General features: G+C 41.1%; 14 protein-coding genes. 7 read left to right on the top strand and 7 right to left on the bottom strand.

Annotated features, from left to right (window positions below; genetic code table 11):
• Positions 1 to 107: 107 nt before the first annotated feature.
• Positions 108 to 1,232, bottom strand: coding sequence for a histidinol-phosphate transaminase (gene hisC / locus ACFE90_RS24485; protein ID WP_375505065.1), 1,125 nt, complete (start codon positions 1,230 to 1,232; stop codon positions 108 to 110).
• A 257-nt stretch (positions 1,233 to 1,489) separates the two neighbouring features.
• Between hisC and ACFE90_RS24480 the strand changes: the two genes are divergently transcribed.
• Both ACFE90_RS24480 and ACFE90_RS24475 read left to right on the top strand, forming a co-directional pair.
• Positions 1,490 to 2,110: an rRNA large subunit pseudouridine synthase E gene (locus ACFE90_RS24480; RefSeq protein ID WP_375505064.1), complete on the top strand. Its 621-nt coding sequence runs from the start codon at positions 1,490 to 1,492 to the stop codon at positions 2,108 to 2,110.
• Positions 2,111 to 2,336: 226 nt separating this feature from the next.
• Entirely contained in the window at positions 2,337 to 3,368 is a 1,032-nt protein-coding gene (locus ACFE90_RS24475) for a VOC family protein (RefSeq protein ID WP_375505063.1), read from the top strand.
• A gap of 170 nt (positions 3,369 to 3,538) precedes the next feature.
• Here ACFE90_RS24475 and fdhD read toward each other — a convergent pair whose 3' ends face one another.
• Positions 3,539 to 4,378, bottom strand: coding sequence for a formate dehydrogenase accessory sulfurtransferase FdhD (gene fdhD / locus ACFE90_RS24470; protein WP_375505062.1), 840 nt, complete (start codon positions 4,376 to 4,378; stop codon positions 3,539 to 3,541).
• A gap of 221 nt (positions 4,379 to 4,599) precedes the next feature.
• On the opposite strand from fdhD, the gene ACFE90_RS24465 reads away from it, so the two are divergent.
• A complete protein-coding gene (locus ACFE90_RS24465; RefSeq protein ID WP_375505061.1) occupies positions 4,600 to 5,700 on the top strand; it encodes a serine hydrolase domain-containing protein in 1,101 nt (366 codons plus the stop codon).
• Positions 5,701 to 5,907: 207 nt separating this feature from the next.
• Here the strand turns inward: ACFE90_RS24465 and ACFE90_RS24460 are convergent, their stop codons facing one another.
• Complete coding sequence (locus ACFE90_RS24460; protein WP_375505060.1) at positions 5,908 to 6,618, bottom strand: Uma2 family endonuclease; 711 nt, start codon at positions 6,616 to 6,618, stop codon at positions 5,908 to 5,910.
• Between the two features lie 354 nt (positions 6,619 to 6,972).
• On the opposite strand from ACFE90_RS24460, the gene ACFE90_RS24455 reads away from it, so the two are divergent.
• Positions 6,973 to 7,422, top strand: coding sequence for an orange carotenoid protein N-terminal domain-containing protein (locus ACFE90_RS24455; protein WP_375505059.1), 450 nt, complete (start codon positions 6,973 to 6,975; stop codon positions 7,420 to 7,422).
• Positions 7,423 to 7,607: 185 nt separating this feature from the next.
• On the opposite strand, the gene ACFE90_RS24450 is transcribed toward ACFE90_RS24455, so the two are convergent.
• The 4 genes from ACFE90_RS24450 to ACFE90_RS24435 all read right to left on the bottom strand — a co-directional run bounded on the left by ACFE90_RS24450 (position 7,608) and on the right by ACFE90_RS24435 (position 12,150).
• Complete coding sequence (locus tag ACFE90_RS24450) at positions 7,608 to 9,830, bottom strand: FdhF/YdeP family oxidoreductase (RefSeq protein ID WP_375505058.1); 2,223 nt, start codon at positions 9,828 to 9,830, stop codon at positions 7,608 to 7,610.
• 409 nt (positions 9,831 to 10,239) lie between these two features.
• The gene (locus ACFE90_RS24445; RefSeq protein ID WP_375505057.1) at positions 10,240 to 10,548 is read right to left on the bottom strand and encodes a hypothetical protein; all 309 of its coding nucleotides are present in this window, start codon (positions 10,546 to 10,548) and stop codon (positions 10,240 to 10,242) included.
• 274 nt (positions 10,549 to 10,822) lie between these two features.
• Positions 10,823 to 11,122: a hypothetical protein gene (locus ACFE90_RS24440; RefSeq protein ID WP_375505056.1), complete on the bottom strand. Its 300-nt coding sequence runs from the start codon at positions 11,120 to 11,122 to the stop codon at positions 10,823 to 10,825.
• A 353-nt stretch (positions 11,123 to 11,475) separates the two neighbouring features.
• Positions 11,476 to 12,150 (bottom strand): carbonic anhydrase, encoded by a 675-nt coding sequence (locus ACFE90_RS24435; RefSeq protein WP_375505055.1) that lies wholly within the window; start codon positions 12,148 to 12,150, stop codon positions 11,476 to 11,478.
• 656 nt (positions 12,151 to 12,806) lie between these two features.
• Here ACFE90_RS24435 and aroA point away from each other — a divergent pair.
• The 3 genes from aroA (at position 12,807) to ACFE90_RS24420 (ending at position 17,028) form a co-directional block, all read left to right on the top strand.
• A complete protein-coding gene (aroA, locus tag ACFE90_RS24430; RefSeq protein ID WP_375505054.1) occupies positions 12,807 to 14,087 on the top strand; it encodes a 3-phosphoshikimate 1-carboxyvinyltransferase in 1,281 nt (426 codons plus the stop codon).
• Between the two features lie 594 nt (positions 14,088 to 14,681).
• On the top strand, positions 14,682 to 15,212 hold the full coding sequence (locus ACFE90_RS24425; RefSeq protein ID WP_375505053.1) for a PEP-CTERM sorting domain-containing protein: 531 nt from the start codon (positions 14,682 to 14,684) through the stop codon (positions 15,210 to 15,212).
• 226 nt (positions 15,213 to 15,438) lie between these two features.
• Entirely contained in the window at positions 15,439 to 17,028 is a 1,590-nt protein-coding gene (locus ACFE90_RS24420) for an alkaline phosphatase D family protein (protein ID WP_375505052.1), read from the top strand.
• The last annotated feature ends 113 nt before the right edge of the window (positions 17,029 to 17,141 follow it).

The following is a 17,141-nucleotide window of genomic DNA, read 5'->3' as shown; positions in this document are numbered from 1 at the left end:
GGGGGAGCAGGGGGAGCAGGGGAAGTTGTATAGGTTGGGTTGAGGAACGTAGCAAGATCCCGCAGCGTAACCCAAAATTTCGGGGGCTTTGTTGGGTTGCGCTTTGCTTAACCCAACCTACAATTTTTAACTTTTTCCTTCCTACTCCCCTGGTCCTTGCCCCCTGCTCCCTTATCACCAGTCTCTAACAAATAAATTAGTGCCTCCACTAAAGCCTGATTTTGTTCATTAGTGCCAACAGTAATGCGTAATTTATCATCTAATCCAGGCTGCTTGAAGTAGCGGATTAAAATTCCCCGTTCCTTCAGTTTTTGATAGAGATATTCTGCATTTCCTTCTCTGGGCTGTACCAGCAAAAAGTTAGCTTGGGAATCCCAAATATGAAAACCTAATTGCTTTAAGTCTGTTGCCAGCTGATTCCGCGATACTTTAATCTTTGCCACACAAGCATTTTTATAAGCTTGATCGGTAATAGCAGCCGTGCCAATCGCACAAGCGATCGCATCAATGTTATAGCTATCTTTCACCTTAAACAATCCCTGCAACAGCTTGGGATTTGCCATCCCAAATCCCAGCCGTAATCCAGCCAACGAGTAGCCTTTAGAAAGTGTGCGAATTACGATAACGTTTTCGTAATCCTTGACCAAAGCCAATGCATTCTCTTCGGTAAAATCTACATAAGCTTCGTCCATCACTAAAACTCCAGATAACTGGCTGGCTAATTTTCGCAGATCATTTATTGCTACCACATGCCCCGATGGACTATTAGGCGACGCAATCAATGTCACAGATCCATTGGCAGCAATTAGTTCTTCCAAAGGTAAACTGTAGTCCTGGCTGTAAGGAATTTCAATAATTTCCGCAGCTTGCATTTCTGTTAATGTGCGATATAGCACATAAGTTGGCATCGGATAAACTACCTTCTTTCCAGGTTCTGCACAGGCTCGAATCACCACGCTCAACAATTCGTCACTGCCATTTCCCACAATTATCCAATCGCTAGGAACACCTAAAACTTTACTTGCAGCTTGCCGGAACTCGCCCCCGAAAGGTTCTGGATACCGCCGCAACCACTCGCCATCAATATTTTGCAGCACAGCTAGCGCCGCAGGCGAAGGAGGATAGGGGTTCTCGTTACTGTTAAGTTTAATTATCTGTGTACCGCGTTGAGGCTGCTCACCAGGAATATAGCTAGCCATTGCATCAACATTAGAGCGAAAATAGTTGGTCATAGAGCATGAGATATGGAAAAAACAAATTTTTATTCTGCGTTGTAAATAGTTAGGAGTTCACTAGACATTCAATCCTTGGTTCAAGGGAAGCAAGCTACGCGTAATGTTCCGCATAAAAGGTATTATCTGTTAGAGAATAACTGTTAATCTACCTGATTTTGGGCTTAACCCAGAAGTATTGAGAGGGGGCAGGAGGCAGGGAGCAGGGGGAGCAGGGGAAGAAGAATTATTGATTAATACCCAATGACAAATGACAAATGACAAATCATTACCGATATATTATTTTTTACAAACCCTATGGCGTTCTCAGCCAGTTTACAAAAGATACTCCCACACATAGCACCCTGAAAAATTATATTGATGTATCTGATGTGTATCCTGTGGGACGCTTAGACTGGGATAGTGAAGGGTTGCTGCTGTTAACGAACGATGGACAATTGCAACATCGTCTTGCCCATCCGCGTTTTGGTCATAAACGTACTTACTGGGTACAGGTAGAGCGAATTCCAGATGCAGATGCGATAAAAAGGTTGCAAACAGGTGTGGAAATTCAAGATTATCGCACTCAACCAGCAGAAGTTAGGCTGTTACCACAAGAACCACAGCTACCTGAACGCAATCCGCCGATTAGATTTCGCAAAAATATACCGACAGCTTGGCTGGAAATGACTTTGACAGAGGGAAAAAACCGCCAAGTACGGCGCATGACTGCGGCTGTAGGGTTTCCGACTTTGCGATTGGTTAGGGTTAGCATAGCCCACCTACAATTAGATGACCTACAATTGGGTCAATGGCGCGATCTCACCACATCTGAACTCCAATTTCTGCATAATTTTAGTAAATCGAAAAGTTTTCCTCCAAAGGCGAATGCTCTCTAACAGGAATCGACTTTCTGCTAAGTAAGTGGGCAAGAATAAATCAAACTATGTTACGCAACGTAAATTTAATTAAATTTTTTCTTAATAAGGGTTTCAACCCTGTTTTAAGGGCTTCAGCCCTTACTACAAACCTTTAATTATTCACGCCTACTTACTTATGAGCCAGCGACAAGCTTTATTTATTTTGAACCAATCTAAAATCTAAAATCTAAAATCCAAAATTGCTATGACTCAAGAACAACAAACCGCAATTGCAGGTATCTATGAAGTCTGTATCGGTATCCCGGAGCCAATTTCTGCAATTCAGTATTGGGAGCAATTTGGCTATCGCATTGGTGAAATCGGTGAATTAACCGCAGATGTAGCCAATCATTTATATGGGGTAAATTCATCTTTACGCTCAATCCGCCTCTACCACCAAAATTCAGATCATGGTTTGATTCGGCTGATGGTTTGGCAAAACCCCACCCATGAAGGTTTGGGAACAGCCTCAATGAAAATTAAGGGAAATCGCTGGGCGACAAGCTTAACGGCAGATGTTTTAAATATTTTAAATCATATAGAGGATGCTAAAGCGGCAGGTTTGCCTATTAGGTACACTAATCCTTATTGGGAAGTCATCTACAACAAAGAGAGGAAAAGCCGTCCTTTTATTGAGCCAGCAGTTGGTGTACGAGAAATGCTGCTACTACAACCCTTAGCTCGACAGGTTTTATTTCAACGGTTTGGCTACACACTACCGCATTACGGACAAGTTAACCATAATGCTGCTCTCAAGACTAGTCAGTTTACCCACCTGGGAATCATAGTTCAAGATGACAGCAAAGAAACGCTGAAGTTTTATGAAGAAGTTTTAGGTTTACTGCGTGTGCGTGATGATGTCGAAACTAGCTATGAGTCTTCACCAGCAGGTAAAGATATTTTTGACCTTAATCCTGGTGAAAAGTTTATTGTCACAACTTTTGATGATCCCCGTTCTTCTAAGTCTGACCTGATGGCCGCACGCAGTGGTAGACTTTACATTATTCGATTCCCAGAAGAGATAAATTTAGAATCGCGCTTTGAGGCTGCCCAACCAGGTAGCTTGGGTATGTCTTTATATACCTATCGGGTAAAGGGAATACAGGAGTATTGCGATCGCATCAAAGCAAGTACTGTACAAAAAGTTACAGATATCATTAGTAACGAGTTTGGTGAGATGAGTTTTTCCTTCGTTGCGCCAGATGGCTACTTCTGGACTTTGCTAGAAGGTAATTAAACAATTCGCAATTCGCAATGACGCTCGTTCGCCCTTGGCGTGCCGTAGGCAAGACTCGCTAACGCAGTTTGCAATTACGTTTTGTAACGGGGATTTTAATTAGGCATCAAAACGTGCTGCCGTCGTTAGGCAGGGGAATTAAATCCTTAAATTTTGTTAAATCCGTGTTCTTAAGCAACGTTTATTCTTTGCAAACCAGTGTAAATATTAAACCGTTCTCCGCGCAGGAATCCAATTAAGGTAATTCCAAATTCCTTGGCGACAGATACCGCCAAACTACTGGGAGCGGAAACAGAACAGACAATAGGAACTCCAGCAGTTGTAGATTTTTGCAAAATCTCAAAACTAGAGCGTCCGCTTACTAAAACAATACAATTATTTAAAGGCAACTCGTCACTGAGCAAAGCTGTACCAATCAATTTATCCAAAGCATTGTGTCGTCCAACATCTTCGCGCAAGTTTAACAGTTGTCCTTGAGCATTGAAGGTAGCCGCAGCGTGCAAACCGCCTGTAGCAGTGAAGATACCTTGAGCAGCCCGGAGCTTATCAGGTAGGCTGTAGATGATCTCAGGTGTTACTGTTGGGCCAGAAGGAATCACTGGACATCCCCGCAGACGCAAAGCTTCAAGGCTAGCTTTACCACACACTCCACAGGCGCTACTAGTGTAGAAATGACGCTCCAAAGGCTGTAAGTCTGGAATCAAACCATCCCGCAGTTCTACATTTACGATGTTATGGCGTTGTTCACCATCTACCAATTCATCCACACAGTAACTGATACGTCGGATATCTTCTCTGTGGCTAACGACTCCTTCACTGTAGAGGAAACCAGCAGCTAGTTCAAAATCTGCCCCTGGTGTCCGCATCGTTACAGCTACCGTCTTCTGGAAAGGGGCAAGGCGAATTTCTAAAGGTTCTTCGGTAGTAAGTTGGTCTAAACGCGATCGCATTTTACCATTTTCCACTACCCAGACAGAGGCTTTGGTCTTGCTTTTAGTTGGCATTTTCATATTTATGAGAGTTGGTGTTAAATTTGGATACTGATCTGGAAACAGAATAATGCTATTTGTATGTCAGATGTCAGGTTGATGCTCACCAACTACTTTGTGCAGTTGAGCTAGATTGGCTAAGTTTCTGTTTATTAAGTAAAATGAACCTAAAACTTTTGGCTTTCAGAAAAATTTTATTTGCAATAGTCTTTGTGATTTCCCTTGGTTTTGCAGGATACTTAGTGGCTAATAACATTAGTCAGAGAGGAATTGAAAAATCTCTTGCTAAACAAGTCATGTCTACCTCCACTAAAGGAAAAAGTTCTCAACTACAGAAATTTTTAAATGAGATAGTTGTAGAACAGAATATCCCTGGTGCAGTAATGTATATTACTACACCTAAAGGTTCTTGGCTGGGAGCATCTGGTGTAAATAACTTGTCAACTAAAACCCGGATGAAACCCACAGATGGCTTTTCTATTGCCAGTATGAGTAAAACTTTTATGGCGGTGGTTGTGCTGAAATTAGTGGAGCAAGGGAAGATAAAATTAGATCAGGCGATCGCAACTTACTTACCAAGAGATATCAGTCCTCATATTATCAACAGCGACAAAATTACAGTTCGTCAACTGCTCAACCACACCAGTGGTGTTGCTGAATACCTAGATACAAAAGAGTTTATTCAAGCTACAGCCAAAAGAAGTCGCTCACAGCCTTGGACAGCCAGAGAAGCTATTAAATATATGTACCGAGAGCAACCGCAGGCAAATCCCGGAGAAAAATTTATTTATACTGATTGCAACTACATTCTTTTGGAACTGATTGTTGAAAATATCACTAGAGGAACTCTTGCACAAGCAATTCGCAGTCAGATTTTAAAACCATTAGGATTAAAACATACCTTCACGGAACTGCGCGAACCGACAATTGGAGAAGTAGCTACAGGTTATGGCGATCGCAACAAGGATGGTAAGCTAGATAGCTACGCCCAAGTCAATGATGGCAATGGTTTAGGAGATGGTGGATTGGTTTCAACAGCAGAGGATTTAGCGAAGTTCGCTAAAGCGTTATTTGCCAAAAAAACCTTACTCTCCCCGAAGATGATCAAAGAAATGTTGAAATTTAAAGATAATGGCGAAGGCTATAGCTATGGGTTGGGTGTAGAAAGGTTTTCATCTCCTTTGGCAAAAGCAATTGGGCATAGTGGTATAGCTTATGGCTTCGCAACATTGCTTGCATATTTACCCAATCAAGATACCACTATAGTAGTGCTGCTAAACAATCAGAATGTTGATATTAAATCAGTAGCTAGGACAGGTCTAGATGTTGTTGAGAATAAATGATATTTAATTACTATAATCACAAATGATTTACAATCACCAAAATTACCTGCTTCTACTCGGTCAAGCATTGCTTTTATTTTAGCCTTTGCTCTTCTATCTCGCAAAGAGTCAAACCACTCAAAAAAAGGATTTATACCATTATATGTTATGTAATTTATGATCTCCTTTGGTTGAACTTCCATGATTTTTAGAGCAAGTCTACATACTTTAAATCGTATCTGGGTCAATGTTCAGTTCTCGCAATTTGGCTGCTAGGCGTTCAGCACGTTGCTTTTCTTGTTCAGCGCGTTGTTTTTCTTGTTCAGCGCGTTGTTTTTCTTGTTCAGCGACTTCTTCCGGTGTAGAAACTAGATTCCCTTCCGCAGTGAAATAGCGCAATTTATGTTCATAAACACCCAAGTACAAATTTAACTGCTGACTCCACAGCCATCCTTGAGGATTAGGTTTTATCGGTTCATAAATACCGCCAATCAAGAGAAAGCCAGCAAATTCTAAATTCTTGGGATCGAACCAAAAATATTCTGGTGTGCGAAAGATATCTTGAAAAATTTGTTTTTTCAAACCCTTGTCAGTTGAGGCTGTAGAATTAGAGAGAAGCTCTACAATTATGTTGGGATATTTCCCATCTTCTTCCCAAACAACCCAACTTTTACGAACTTTGCGTTGACATCCCAGCACTACAAAAAAATCTGGCCCCCGGAATTCTTCTGACCTCTTCTGGCGTTGGCTGTAGTAAATTGTCAAATTACCCGCAGCGTAAAAGTCATTGCGATTTTGCCACCACAATTCTAAACATTGCAATAGCAGAATTATTTGGCGTAGATGTAATTCACTTTCCAAAGGTGGTTCATCACTATATAAATCCCCTAGAGGAAATATTACATCATTTGGTAATTCAAAATCTTTGGCGGCGGACATGGCTGCAAGTTTTGGAGTGATATGGGTGATATAAACTTACTGTAATCTAGGTTTGTTTTTCCAGACGCGCGATCGCATTACAATCAAGAACCCCTTCAAGCGATCGCTTACTGTCACAGACGCTACTTTAAGTTTTAACATTTATCTTCGCCTTCTATACATCGTACGAGGCATTTTTGTAACTAGCAATTTCAGTTATCTATATCTATCTTATGTAATAAGTCCTATACCTACCCTAAGTAGGGTTATCTATCTATCTTTGTTCGTTAAGTTATATAAAGTAATAAAAAATCGCAATTTTCTCAGTAAGTAACTGAGGAAATCAAAATGCCCTTAACTTAGTTGGAGTTTTTTATGACTTACACAGCTGATGAAGCAACAAAACCGGCTTTAGAAAGTTTTAAAAAGTTTGATGTAGACACTCAGCTAGCCCTACTTTGGTTCGGTTATTTGGATCTTAAAGAGCAGCTACAGCCTGCACCTCCTGAAAGGATAGAAGTTCCCGCTAAAGCAGTGTTTGACAGATTTCTGGACTTGTCTAAAGAAGAGCAACTGCAAGCGCAACGCGACATTATTAATGGTGCAGCTAACGAGATCAGCCAAGCCTATAATGCTCTAAGTGCCAATTCCAGATTAGACGTTTGGCTGCTGCTAGCACAAGGTATGGACAATGGAACCATCATTCAAGTTCCGTCCGACTATCAACTACCTGGTGAAACGGATGAATTTGTCGCATCAATCAAAAAGCTAGAGTTTGAGCAACGGATTAATTTCATGCTGACTGTGGTGCAAGCCTTCGGTTAGTTAAGTCCCAGAACTCTCAATACTTTCTAGAATTGGGGATAACTCAAAGTAGCAAATTAAGCTAGACTTGGCTGTTTTTGCTCTACTTTAATAGTTGTTAACTTAGAACTACCGCAGAGATGCTTATCTTTGCGGTAGTCTTAATGCAAGTTAATTTTGTTAAAACTGGGAAAATGAGACTTGATTTAGATTTTTTCCAACCGCACGATCGCATTATAATCAGGTACACCTTCGAGCGATCGCTTACTTTTATCTAGTAGCACATTCCCTTCTGGCCAATGTACTTGCAAGTTTCCTGACTGAATTGGCGCAATGTAGACTTGACAGCATAACTCGCCTAAATCATTCTTAAGAATGACGCGATCGCTATCTTTTAAACCCAACTGTGCCGCATCAGCAGCATTTATTAGCACCGCCTCTCGCACCGCCCCCGTAATTGCATCCTTGCGTTCTTGCACCATACTATTAAATTGTTTGCCTCGGCGCGTTGCTAATAAAAAATAACCCTCTGGTAATTCTCTTTGGCGTGGCAATAATACGCCAAAATGTGCTTTACCATCTGCTGTAGGGAAATTCCAGCCAAAGCACAAATGTGATCCACCATATTGAAACTGATCGCCAGCCTGCTGTAAGTGTTGAATACCAGCATATTGCGGGACAACTTGAGCAATTTCTTGACGGATAGCAGCTGTGTCAGCAAAAGCCAGCTTATCTGCCAAATCTGGTTTTACCCGCTTTGCCAATTCTAAAAACACTTCCCACTCAGGACGCGCTTCCCCAATGCGCGGCCCCGGAATCTCTGGATTGAAAATTACCCGGCGTTCGGTGTTAGTTTCTGTGACTCCCCCTGGTATTTCGTAGCGAGTCGTCGTAGGTAAAAGTACCACAGTATCAGCAGGTTCCACCAACATCTGGCTAGAGAGAACAATATCTATATGTACCCGCAACGGTATTTTCTTCAGCGCCACTTCCACATAATCTGGTTCTGGCAGTACTTCTAAAAAATTCCCGCCTACAGAAACCAACACTTCTATTTCCCCCTGATGTGCGGCGTTAATCATTTCTGGAGCAATTAAACCTTTACTTGCTGGCACATCAAAGCCCCAATGCTGACTCAATTGGGCAGCATTTTCTGGGGTGATAGGTTTACCACCAGGAAATACTGTTGCGTAACATCCCATCTCTGCACCACCCTGCACCCCAGAGTGGCCGCGAATTGGCATTAAGCCGCAGCCTTCCCGACCGACAAAACCTTTGGTGAGAGCTAAGTTAATAATACTTCGCACATTATCTTCGCCGCATTCATGCTGGGTAATGCCCATACTCCAAACAAATACGGCTTTATTCGCTTCTTTGACCATTTTGGCAAAGGCGTACATTTCATCGCGGGATGTTCCAGAAAGCCGCTCTAATTCTTCCCAAGATTGATTTTCTAACGATCCTTTAAGTTCAGCAAAGCCAACTGTGTGTAAATTTATAAATGACTGGTCTACCCAATTGTTAGCAATTATATGTTTAATAGTGCCATTCAAAAATGCTATATCCCCGCCCATGTTGATTAAGAAGAAATCTTCGGCAAACTTTGTACCGAAAACGGCACTTTCTACAATTGAGGGAACCCAGTAGCGCTCCATTCCTGGTTCGCGGTAAGTATTAATAACTACAATCTTTGTGCCAGCTTTTTTAGCATAATGGAGATACTTGACGGTAACAGGCTGATTATTGGCAACATTAGAACCAATAAAGACTAATAAATCAGTACCAATCCAGTCTTTATAAGAACAAGTCGTAGCTCCTGCACCGAGAGCAGCTTTCAGTCCCGCCGTACTGGGGGAATGGCAAATGCGGGCAGCATTATCAATATTATTGCTTCCCATTGCCCGGACAGCTTTTTGGGTAGCATAATAAGTTTCGTTGACAGTACCGCGACTGGTAACATAGAAACTTAGGCGGTCTGGTGTGGTAGCGCGGATGCGATCGCTAATTACTCCTAAAGCTTCATCCCAACTCACACGGCGAAAGCCTTTTTCCCCTCGTTGACGAATCATCGGGTACGGGAGTCTTCCCAAGTCGCGTAATTGGGCGCTTTTTTGCTTTTGTAACTGCGAAACATCTTCCAATAGCACAGGGTCAAAAGCTGGCATAGTATTCATCCGCAACAGCCGCAACCGGACATTGCAAAGATGAATGCCATCTAAAGTCCAATCCTTCATTCCGGTTGTTCCAAGAGCGCAACCATCGCAGACACCTTTATCAAGAATATTCCACGCGTAAGGTAGTTTGTCACGAGACAGCCAAATTGCCCGAAAGACTTCCCAGTAGTTGTTAGGATACTGTTCGCCAATTCCGAAAGGCTTCCAACTTGCCCAGTTTGAGGGTGTCCAGTACTTTTTGGGTTTAGGTAACATGATGCAGTGTGTGAGTTGCTGGATTATTTAAGGCTACCGTTTTAAGTAGCATTTAAGTAGCAGGCGGTTAAAAATCTAGACATAGGAGATGAAAACTGGAAAGATTAACTTTTATCTGTCTTAACGACAACTTGAACGTTTATAAGCACAGCTTTAGCCGTAGTAACAACAACTTAAGCGTTACTTATCAAACTAGGAACGTTATTAACTACAGAAGAAGCATTTATAACAACATAAAGAGACAGTTAAGAAAATTAAAATAGTTAAAAAGTTAATAAAAATAAGATAATTAATTGTTTGCTATTTTGCTTTCAACAGAGAATATTTTCTAAATCTTTAAAGCAGTAGTTTAAATAAAAATCCCTGCCACTGTGGACAGGGATAGTAGTTTTTAGCTAAAGCTTGTCTGCTAACTGCTAACAAAATCTTTGTGGGCAGCGACAAGCATCTGAGCTTGCCTTAAAACGTTTCCGAATAAATAAAAAGGAATCTGCCAAGCTGCAACGGTAACTTCTTTGACTATATCCTGTACACTAATTGCGATTAATTCATGCTCTGGCGGCTCTCCCTCAACTGTACCAGACCAAGTAAAAGCTAATAAGAAATCCTCGTCTCCAGGCAAGGATGCAATCAAGCATTCTTCTGGTGTTGGCTGGCAAATAATTCCATGATCATTTGCAAGTTCTACTAGTTTTTGAAATTTATCTACGTTCGTCATTTGTCCTTGGGATGTAATTGAATCTCAGTTTTAGAAAAAATCATATTTTTCTCTCTATAACTCAACTTAGTTGCTTCATGCCATAAATTACGAATTACAAATTATTAAGGAGTTATAGGAGTTGGCTCAGGCTTAAGTTCAAAATATTACCGCGATCGTCTGCTTCTATCAGCAACAATTGTTACTTTTTTAAAAAAATCTAGATTACCTACTTTTACGGTTGACCGTGTTTATATACACCTCCTGTTACTATTTCAATATTGATGCCCTAATCTCACCCAGCCTGACAGAGTGCATTGAGAATTACCATCGCTTTTGGGAGAAAAACTGTAAACTGAAGCAGAAAAAGATGCTCATCAAGATTAGACTGTTGGATCACCTTGGTATAGATGTGTTCTTCTTCTGTAGCCAGTTTTAGTTCACTTAATAACTTGAGTTTGATATCACTCAAGAGTTCTAAATAATGTGGCGATGTCTGCTGACAACATGCTATAGCAGTCCTAAATGATACGTAAGAATAAATAAAGGCTGTAATCCTTGTAAAATAAGGATTTTTATCTCGGTATTTTCTCATGAATGATTCCGGATTGCTATAGGCGTTTACGCAACTGCACACTTTTTTGCGAGAGGCGAATCAATACCCCTGTCAGTATTTTTTTTCACTGCATATTTTCCTGCAAAATAGTATCTTTCACAGGTAGTTCTTGATTAAGTATGACTATTTTTTTATCATCTTAAAGCAAGAATAAATTATATTGACCGCCAATGCCACAAATTTCACAAATTGTTATAGGGCGTTTAATTACGTTAAGTTTTATTTGTATCTATCTAGCAATTTGAATGTCAATATTGGCATTTTACAAGTATTTTTGGAAATTGAAAATTTACTAGCCACTAGCAATGATTGATTAAATTTAGCTAAATTCATCATTCTGATGCTAATCGCGTCAGGAGATTAGGTACAGGAAAGGGGCGGTTTTGCAAAATTTTAAATTTACTAACGCTTGCATCATAAGCAAAAACTTCACCAGTTTCTATTTCATAAATCCAGGCATGAAGGGTAAGTTGATTACTATGTAGTTTAGAGCGGATTATTGGGTATGTTTCTAGGTTTTCTATCTGAGTTAATACATTTTGCTCAATCGCAATTTTTAATAGTTTATCGCTGGGAGAATCCTTATAGTTGTCTAAGACAAGGCGGCGGGTAGCTTCACCGTAATGCTTTAACCAGTCATAAACTAAAGGCATTTGTTGAGCAAGGCTACCTATTTGTAATAGCCCTTTCATTGCTCCACAGTGGGAATGACCACAGATGACAATAACTTTAATATTGAAACCTTGGACAGCATATTCTATGCCCGCTCCTTCGCTGTTATTCAAGGTTCCATAGGCAGGAATTATATTACCAATATTACGGATAACAAATAATTCTCCTGGTTGACTTTGAGTAATTAAACATGGATCAATGCGCGAGTCAGAGCAAGTGATGAATAATACTTCAGGATTCTGAGCCTGGGATAGTTGTTCAAACAACTCACGATGTGTAAGAAAATAGTTGTCATGAAACTCATTTAGACCTTCAATTATACGTTTAATAGACATAGTTCAATTTTTCTCGTTAAAAATATATTTAGCTTTAAATTCATCCTATAGTTCAGTGATTTTACGTATAAAATCTCCTGGTATTAAGATGGAAGAATAAAGGCTTACTTCTAGGAAGATCGAAGAAATAAAATGCCCTACCCCTTTGAGGAGACACTTGAAAACTGGCTAATGCGATGAAGACGGGCAAACGCTCGTGGTAAAATCCCCTCTAAGAGTGCTGCCTCACTGTATCAAAGATATTTTGTCTACATCACTGACTATCTCTTTGCCGCTTTCGCACTGGAGGCGAAAGCTAGGCTCATAGCATTTTATTAGCGGTAAGCAGTGTACAAAAGTAACTTTATTAAAGTTATTTAATGTGCAATCCATTTGGCATCAGAGACAATACATACTCCTGCAAATTTTTTGATAAGAGGTCTTATAGCGTTTACCACTTTATACTCTGGTTATTCTGTATATACACTTAATAAATATCCATTTATGAGCGCCTGTGTCTCTAAATAATTGATGAATTTGCCATTGACAGTAAATACTAAATATGAATTATGAATAAGGTCAAAAAGCACATATTTCGTAAGGTCAGTGCCTCTTTTGGTCAGAATATGGCAATATATAAAGAAAGTTGTAGCTAACCGCCTACGTAGAGGTTTAACGTGGATACCATTGCAATTCCTGCTCTAAATCGGCCAGTGGATGCCACGGTAGAAATTCCTGGTTCTAAAAGTCTTACTAATCGGGCGTTGCTTGTTGCAGCTTTGGCACAAGGTGACTCCCTTTTAGAAAATGCTTTATTTAGTGAAGATAGCGAGTATTTTGCCAAATGCGTAGAACAATTGGGCATTCCCATTACGCTAAATCCTAATCTGGCACAAATCCAAGTGGCGGGGAGAGGAGGCGACATTCCAGCTAAACAGGCAGATTTATTTGTGGGTTTGGCAGGTACAGCAGCACGATTTATCTCGGCGCTGGTGGCACTGGGGAACGGCGAATATCGTCTAGATGGCGTTCCCAGGATGCGAGAACGACCGATGGGCGACTTATTGACGGTACTGCAAACGGGTGGAGCAACCCTTAACTTTGAGGGAAACTCTGGGTTTATGCCCTACACCGTCTATAGCCAGGGATTCACTGGCGGAAATTTTCGGTTGAAAGCCAACCAAACAAGTCAGCAACTTTCGGCATTGCTGATGATTGCGCCTTATGCTCAACAAGATACGAACATTGAGGTTGAGGGGACATTAGTTTCTCAGTCTTACATCAAAATGACCTGTCGTCTGATGGCAGATTTTGGCGTGGAGGTGATTCAAATCGGCGATAATCAATTTCAGATCAAAGCGGGTCAACGTTACCAAGCTCGACATTACACAGTAGAACCCGATGCGTCAAATGCTTCTTACTTTTTTGCCGCCGCCGCCGTCACAGGTGGACGGGTGCGCGTCAAACATTTGACCAAACAATCCTGTCAGGGTGATATTCTCTGGCTGAATGTTTTAGAACAGATGGGTTGTCAAATTAAAGATTCGGATGATTACACCGAAGTGACGGGACCGAAGCAATTGCAAGGCATCGATATTGATATGAATGATATATCGGATTTGGTGCAAACATTAGGAGCGATCGCACCCTTTGCCAGTTCACCGATTACCATTCGGAATGTGGAACATATTCGATATAAGGAAACCGATCGGATTAAAGCTGTGGTAACAGAGTTGCGTCGGCTAGGAGTCCAGGTTGAAGAATTTCCAGATAGACTGAAAATTGAGCCTGGCCCCATTACCCCGGCAGCGATTGAAACTTATCACGATCATCGAATGGCGATGGCTTTTGCTGTCACTGGCTTGAAAGTTCCAGGGATTGTAATTAAAGATCCTGGCTGTACAGCGAAAACTTTTCCAGATTACTTTACCCGATTCTTCCAAATGTTAGAACAATAAAAGAGTATAACAGCAAAATTTACTTGATTGCTGGAAAACAAAAGTAACTTCAAAGCTAAAGTTTTCTAAAGAAGACTAAATCAGGATTGGAGTCCACGCTTAGTGGACTTGCGCTATTAGCCAGAGAATTTATTCTCTGGCGGTAGAGTGGCCAGATGAAAGATATAACTAACGCATAAAATTACGAAAGACTCCGCGCTTAAAAGCGCTACAATTGACCGCAAAACTGTATTTAGTTCAATTCCCAGAAGCTTTAAAGAGGACATACACTAGTTGAACGCGAAAAAATTCATAGAATGCGATCGCCTACGGCGGGCGGGTACGCCATCGCAAGTTTTGACGCCCTGCAATCTCGACAATTGATTTTATTTTTACCTCTAATTAAAGTCTGCTTAAACTCCTCATTCTAAAATGTGGTAGTTTCACTTACTTGGAAACTTGTTTCTTTTTCTTAAAAAGGCAAAAATCATTGATTTAGATCGCTATTCTAATCAGTGATAAATACCAATTTAGGAAAAAAGTAAGTTGGAAACTAAATATTTCTAACTTTGCAGTGTGCATTAGTTACAGAAGTTTATGGTGAGGAAAACTGAGATGAAATTGGTTCCACAATTAGTGCTTGCTGCTGCTAGTCTTACTTTAGCTCTTGTTACTGTAGATGCAAAATCTGTATCTGCTGCAATTATTAATTATGCTTTCACAGTTGATAGCCCAGTAAATAAGGGAAATGGCTTTTTTAGCTTTGATGACTCAACTTTTAGTAATGAAGTTAATCCCGTAGCCGCCATTAAATCACTCTCTTTCCAATTTGACGGTGATACCGTTTACACTGAACAAGATGATACTAAATATCCAGAGTTTCCTCTTGTCTTTCCAGCCACATCTTCAACAGGACAAACGTATTTCGGATTAGATTATTCATTCAATGATAAATCTAATCCTTCCAGTTCTATTAGTTACGAAATCATCGGTGAGGATTTTACAGTTTTCTCTAGAACTTCTCCAGATGCTGAACCCATATCAGGTAGAGTTTCCTATACACAAGTACCTGAACCTACACCTTTAGCTGGTGCTATTTTTGCTTGTAGCCTTGCCTGGATGATAAAGAAAAAAGTTAAAGTCTAACCTTGATTAAGTTGAGATTAACTCTTTCTTTGCCAAGAATTAATCTCTTATTAGTAAGCTTTTATGTGGTCAAACAACATCCAACACAATGATACTAAAAGAAAAATTGGGAATTAAAACCTGATTCTGGTAAGAGAATTATTTACGAAATTTGTCTATGATTACCCTGCCTTCTTTGTATTAGCTGTTGGTGTGTTTTAACTTACCTGTTAGCCAGGAGTAAACAATGGTAGATTACCGGAATTTTGAGCAGTTCCTGCACAGTCGAATGAAACGACGGAACTTAATTATCGGGGCAGGAGCATTGTCTGGTTTAGCGATCGCTAACCAATTTTCTCCTCAAAGAACAATCGCTACAAGCAGATTTTCTAATTATCCTTTCACTTTAGGCGTAGCGTCAGGTGACCCCTATTCTACCAGCGTAGTAATCTGGACTCGTCTCGCTCCTGAACCTTTAAACGGAGGTGGAATGCCACCTGTTAATGTGCCAATTCGCTGGGAAGTGGCAACCGATCCCGACATGAAGCGCATTGTCTCCAGAGGTACGGTACTTGCAACTCCAGAACTAGCTCACTCAGTTCGAGTTGTGGTAGAAGGACTGCAATCTGATACTTGGTATTGGTATCGATTTCTTGTCGGCCAAGACGCTAGCCCGATTGGTCGCACTCGTACAGCACCTTTAGCAAATAGCTACTTAAATAAATTGAACTTTGCCCTTGTCTCTTGTCAGCACTATGAGCAGGGTTACTATACTACCTACAAATATCTCGCCCAAGACGACCTTAGCCTGGTAGTGCATGTTGGCGATTACATTTACGAAGGGGGAATCACAGAAAATCGCCCCAGACAGCACAACAGTGCAGAAATTCTAACCTTAGAAGATTACCGCAATCGTCACGCCCTCTATAAAACCGATACCAATCTGCAAGCAGCTCATGCAGCCTTTCCCTGGATTGTTACTTGGGATGACCATGAGGTGGAAAACAACTACGCCAACAACATCTCAGAAATTGATACTGAGCCAGATCAGGATCGAGCAATTTTCCTTCAACGCCGGGCAGTTGCTTATCAAGCTTACTACGAACACATGCCACTGCGCCCCTTCTCGCGTCCCGTTGGCCCCGATATGCAACTTTTCCGTCGGCTCTCCTTTGGTAACTTAGCCACCTTCCATGTGCTAGATACCCGCCAATATCGCACCGATCAGCCCTGTGGTGATGGTACCAAAGAACGTTGCCCAGAAAATTTAGATCCGAATGCAACGATTACTGGCAAGCGTCAGGAAGATTGGCTATATGATGGTTTAAATAGCTCACAAGCTAAGTGGAACGTTTTAGCCCAGCAAGTTGTAGTTGCTCAGATAGACACAAAACCAGGGGAAGGCGGAACCTACAGTATGGATAAGTGGGATGGTTATGTGGCTTCCCGCGATCGCCTCATGCGTTTCTTAGAACAGCGCAAACCATCTAATCCAATAGTCTTATCAGGCGATATTCATTCCAACTGGGCAATGAATTTAAAGGCTGACTTTAATGACCCAAAATCTGCTACAGTCGGGAGTGAATTCGTCTGTACCTCAATAACCTCCGGTGGAGATGGGGCAGATACCACCCCAAATGTTGAAGCTTACTTACCCGATAACCCACACATTAAGTTCTTCAACGGTCAACGGGGATATGTTCGCTGTGCGCTGACTCCTACAACCTGGAAGTCAGATTATCTAGTTATGTCAAATGTCACAACCCCATTTGGCACAATTAGTAAACGGGCTTCATTCGTGGTTGAAGATGGCAGTCCAGAAATACAACAAGCTTAGTCGTTTAATTCCCAGGTGTTGAAAAAGAGGCAAGGGAGCAATTCTTGCTGGGGGCAGGGGGAAATGACTTTTGATATCATGTCCGGCTAAAGACTTATCATTTAGAGCGCAGG

Origin of the sequence: uncultured Nostoc sp., from assembly GCF_964245445.1 — a bacterium.
Lineage (GTDB): Bacteria > Cyanobacteriota > Cyanobacteriia > Cyanobacteriales > Nostocaceae > Nostoc.
The sequence above is the reverse complement of the archived record's forward strand: the minus strand, read 5'-3'. Positions and strand labels throughout refer to the sequence as shown.

Bases quoted from the DNA above. Each gene is read 5' to 3' on its own strand.
- hisC (WP_375505065.1), bottom strand. From the start codon at position 1,232: ATGACCAACTATTTTCGCTCTAATGTTGATGCAATGGCTAGCTATATT.
- ACFE90_RS24480 (WP_375505064.1), top strand. From the start codon at position 1,490: ATGACAAATCATTACCGATATATTATTTTTTACAAACCCTATGGCGTT.
- ACFE90_RS24475 (WP_375505063.1), top strand. From the start codon at position 2,337: ATGACTCAAGAACAACAAACCGCAATTGCAGGTATCTATGAAGTCTGT.
- fdhD (WP_375505062.1), bottom strand. From the start codon at position 4,378: ATGAAAATGCCAACTAAAAGCAAGACCAAAGCCTCTGTCTGGGTAGTG.
- ACFE90_RS24460 (WP_375505060.1), bottom strand. From the start codon at position 6,618: ATGTCCGCCGCCAAAGATTTTGAATTACCAAATGATGTAATATTTCCT.
- ACFE90_RS24455 (WP_375505059.1), top strand. From the start codon at position 6,973: ATGACTTACACAGCTGATGAAGCAACAAAACCGGCTTTAGAAAGTTTT.
- ACFE90_RS24450 (WP_375505058.1), bottom strand. From the start codon at position 9,830: ATGTTACCTAAACCCAAAAAGTACTGGACACCCTCAAACTGGGCAAGT.
- ACFE90_RS24445 (WP_375505057.1), bottom strand. From the start codon at position 10,548: ATGACGAACGTAGATAAATTTCAAAAACTAGTAGAACTTGCAAATGAT.
- ACFE90_RS24440 (WP_375505056.1), bottom strand. From the start codon at position 11,122: ATGAGAAAATACCGAGATAAAAATCCTTATTTTACAAGGATTACAGCC.
- ACFE90_RS24435 (WP_375505055.1), bottom strand. From the start codon at position 12,150: ATGTCTATTAAACGTATAATTGAAGGTCTAAATGAGTTTCATGACAAC.
- ACFE90_RS24425 (WP_375505053.1), top strand. From the start codon at position 14,682: ATGAAATTGGTTCCACAATTAGTGCTTGCTGCTGCTAGTCTTACTTTA.
- ACFE90_RS24420 (WP_375505052.1), top strand. From the start codon at position 15,439: ATGGTAGATTACCGGAATTTTGAGCAGTTCCTGCACAGTCGAATGAAA.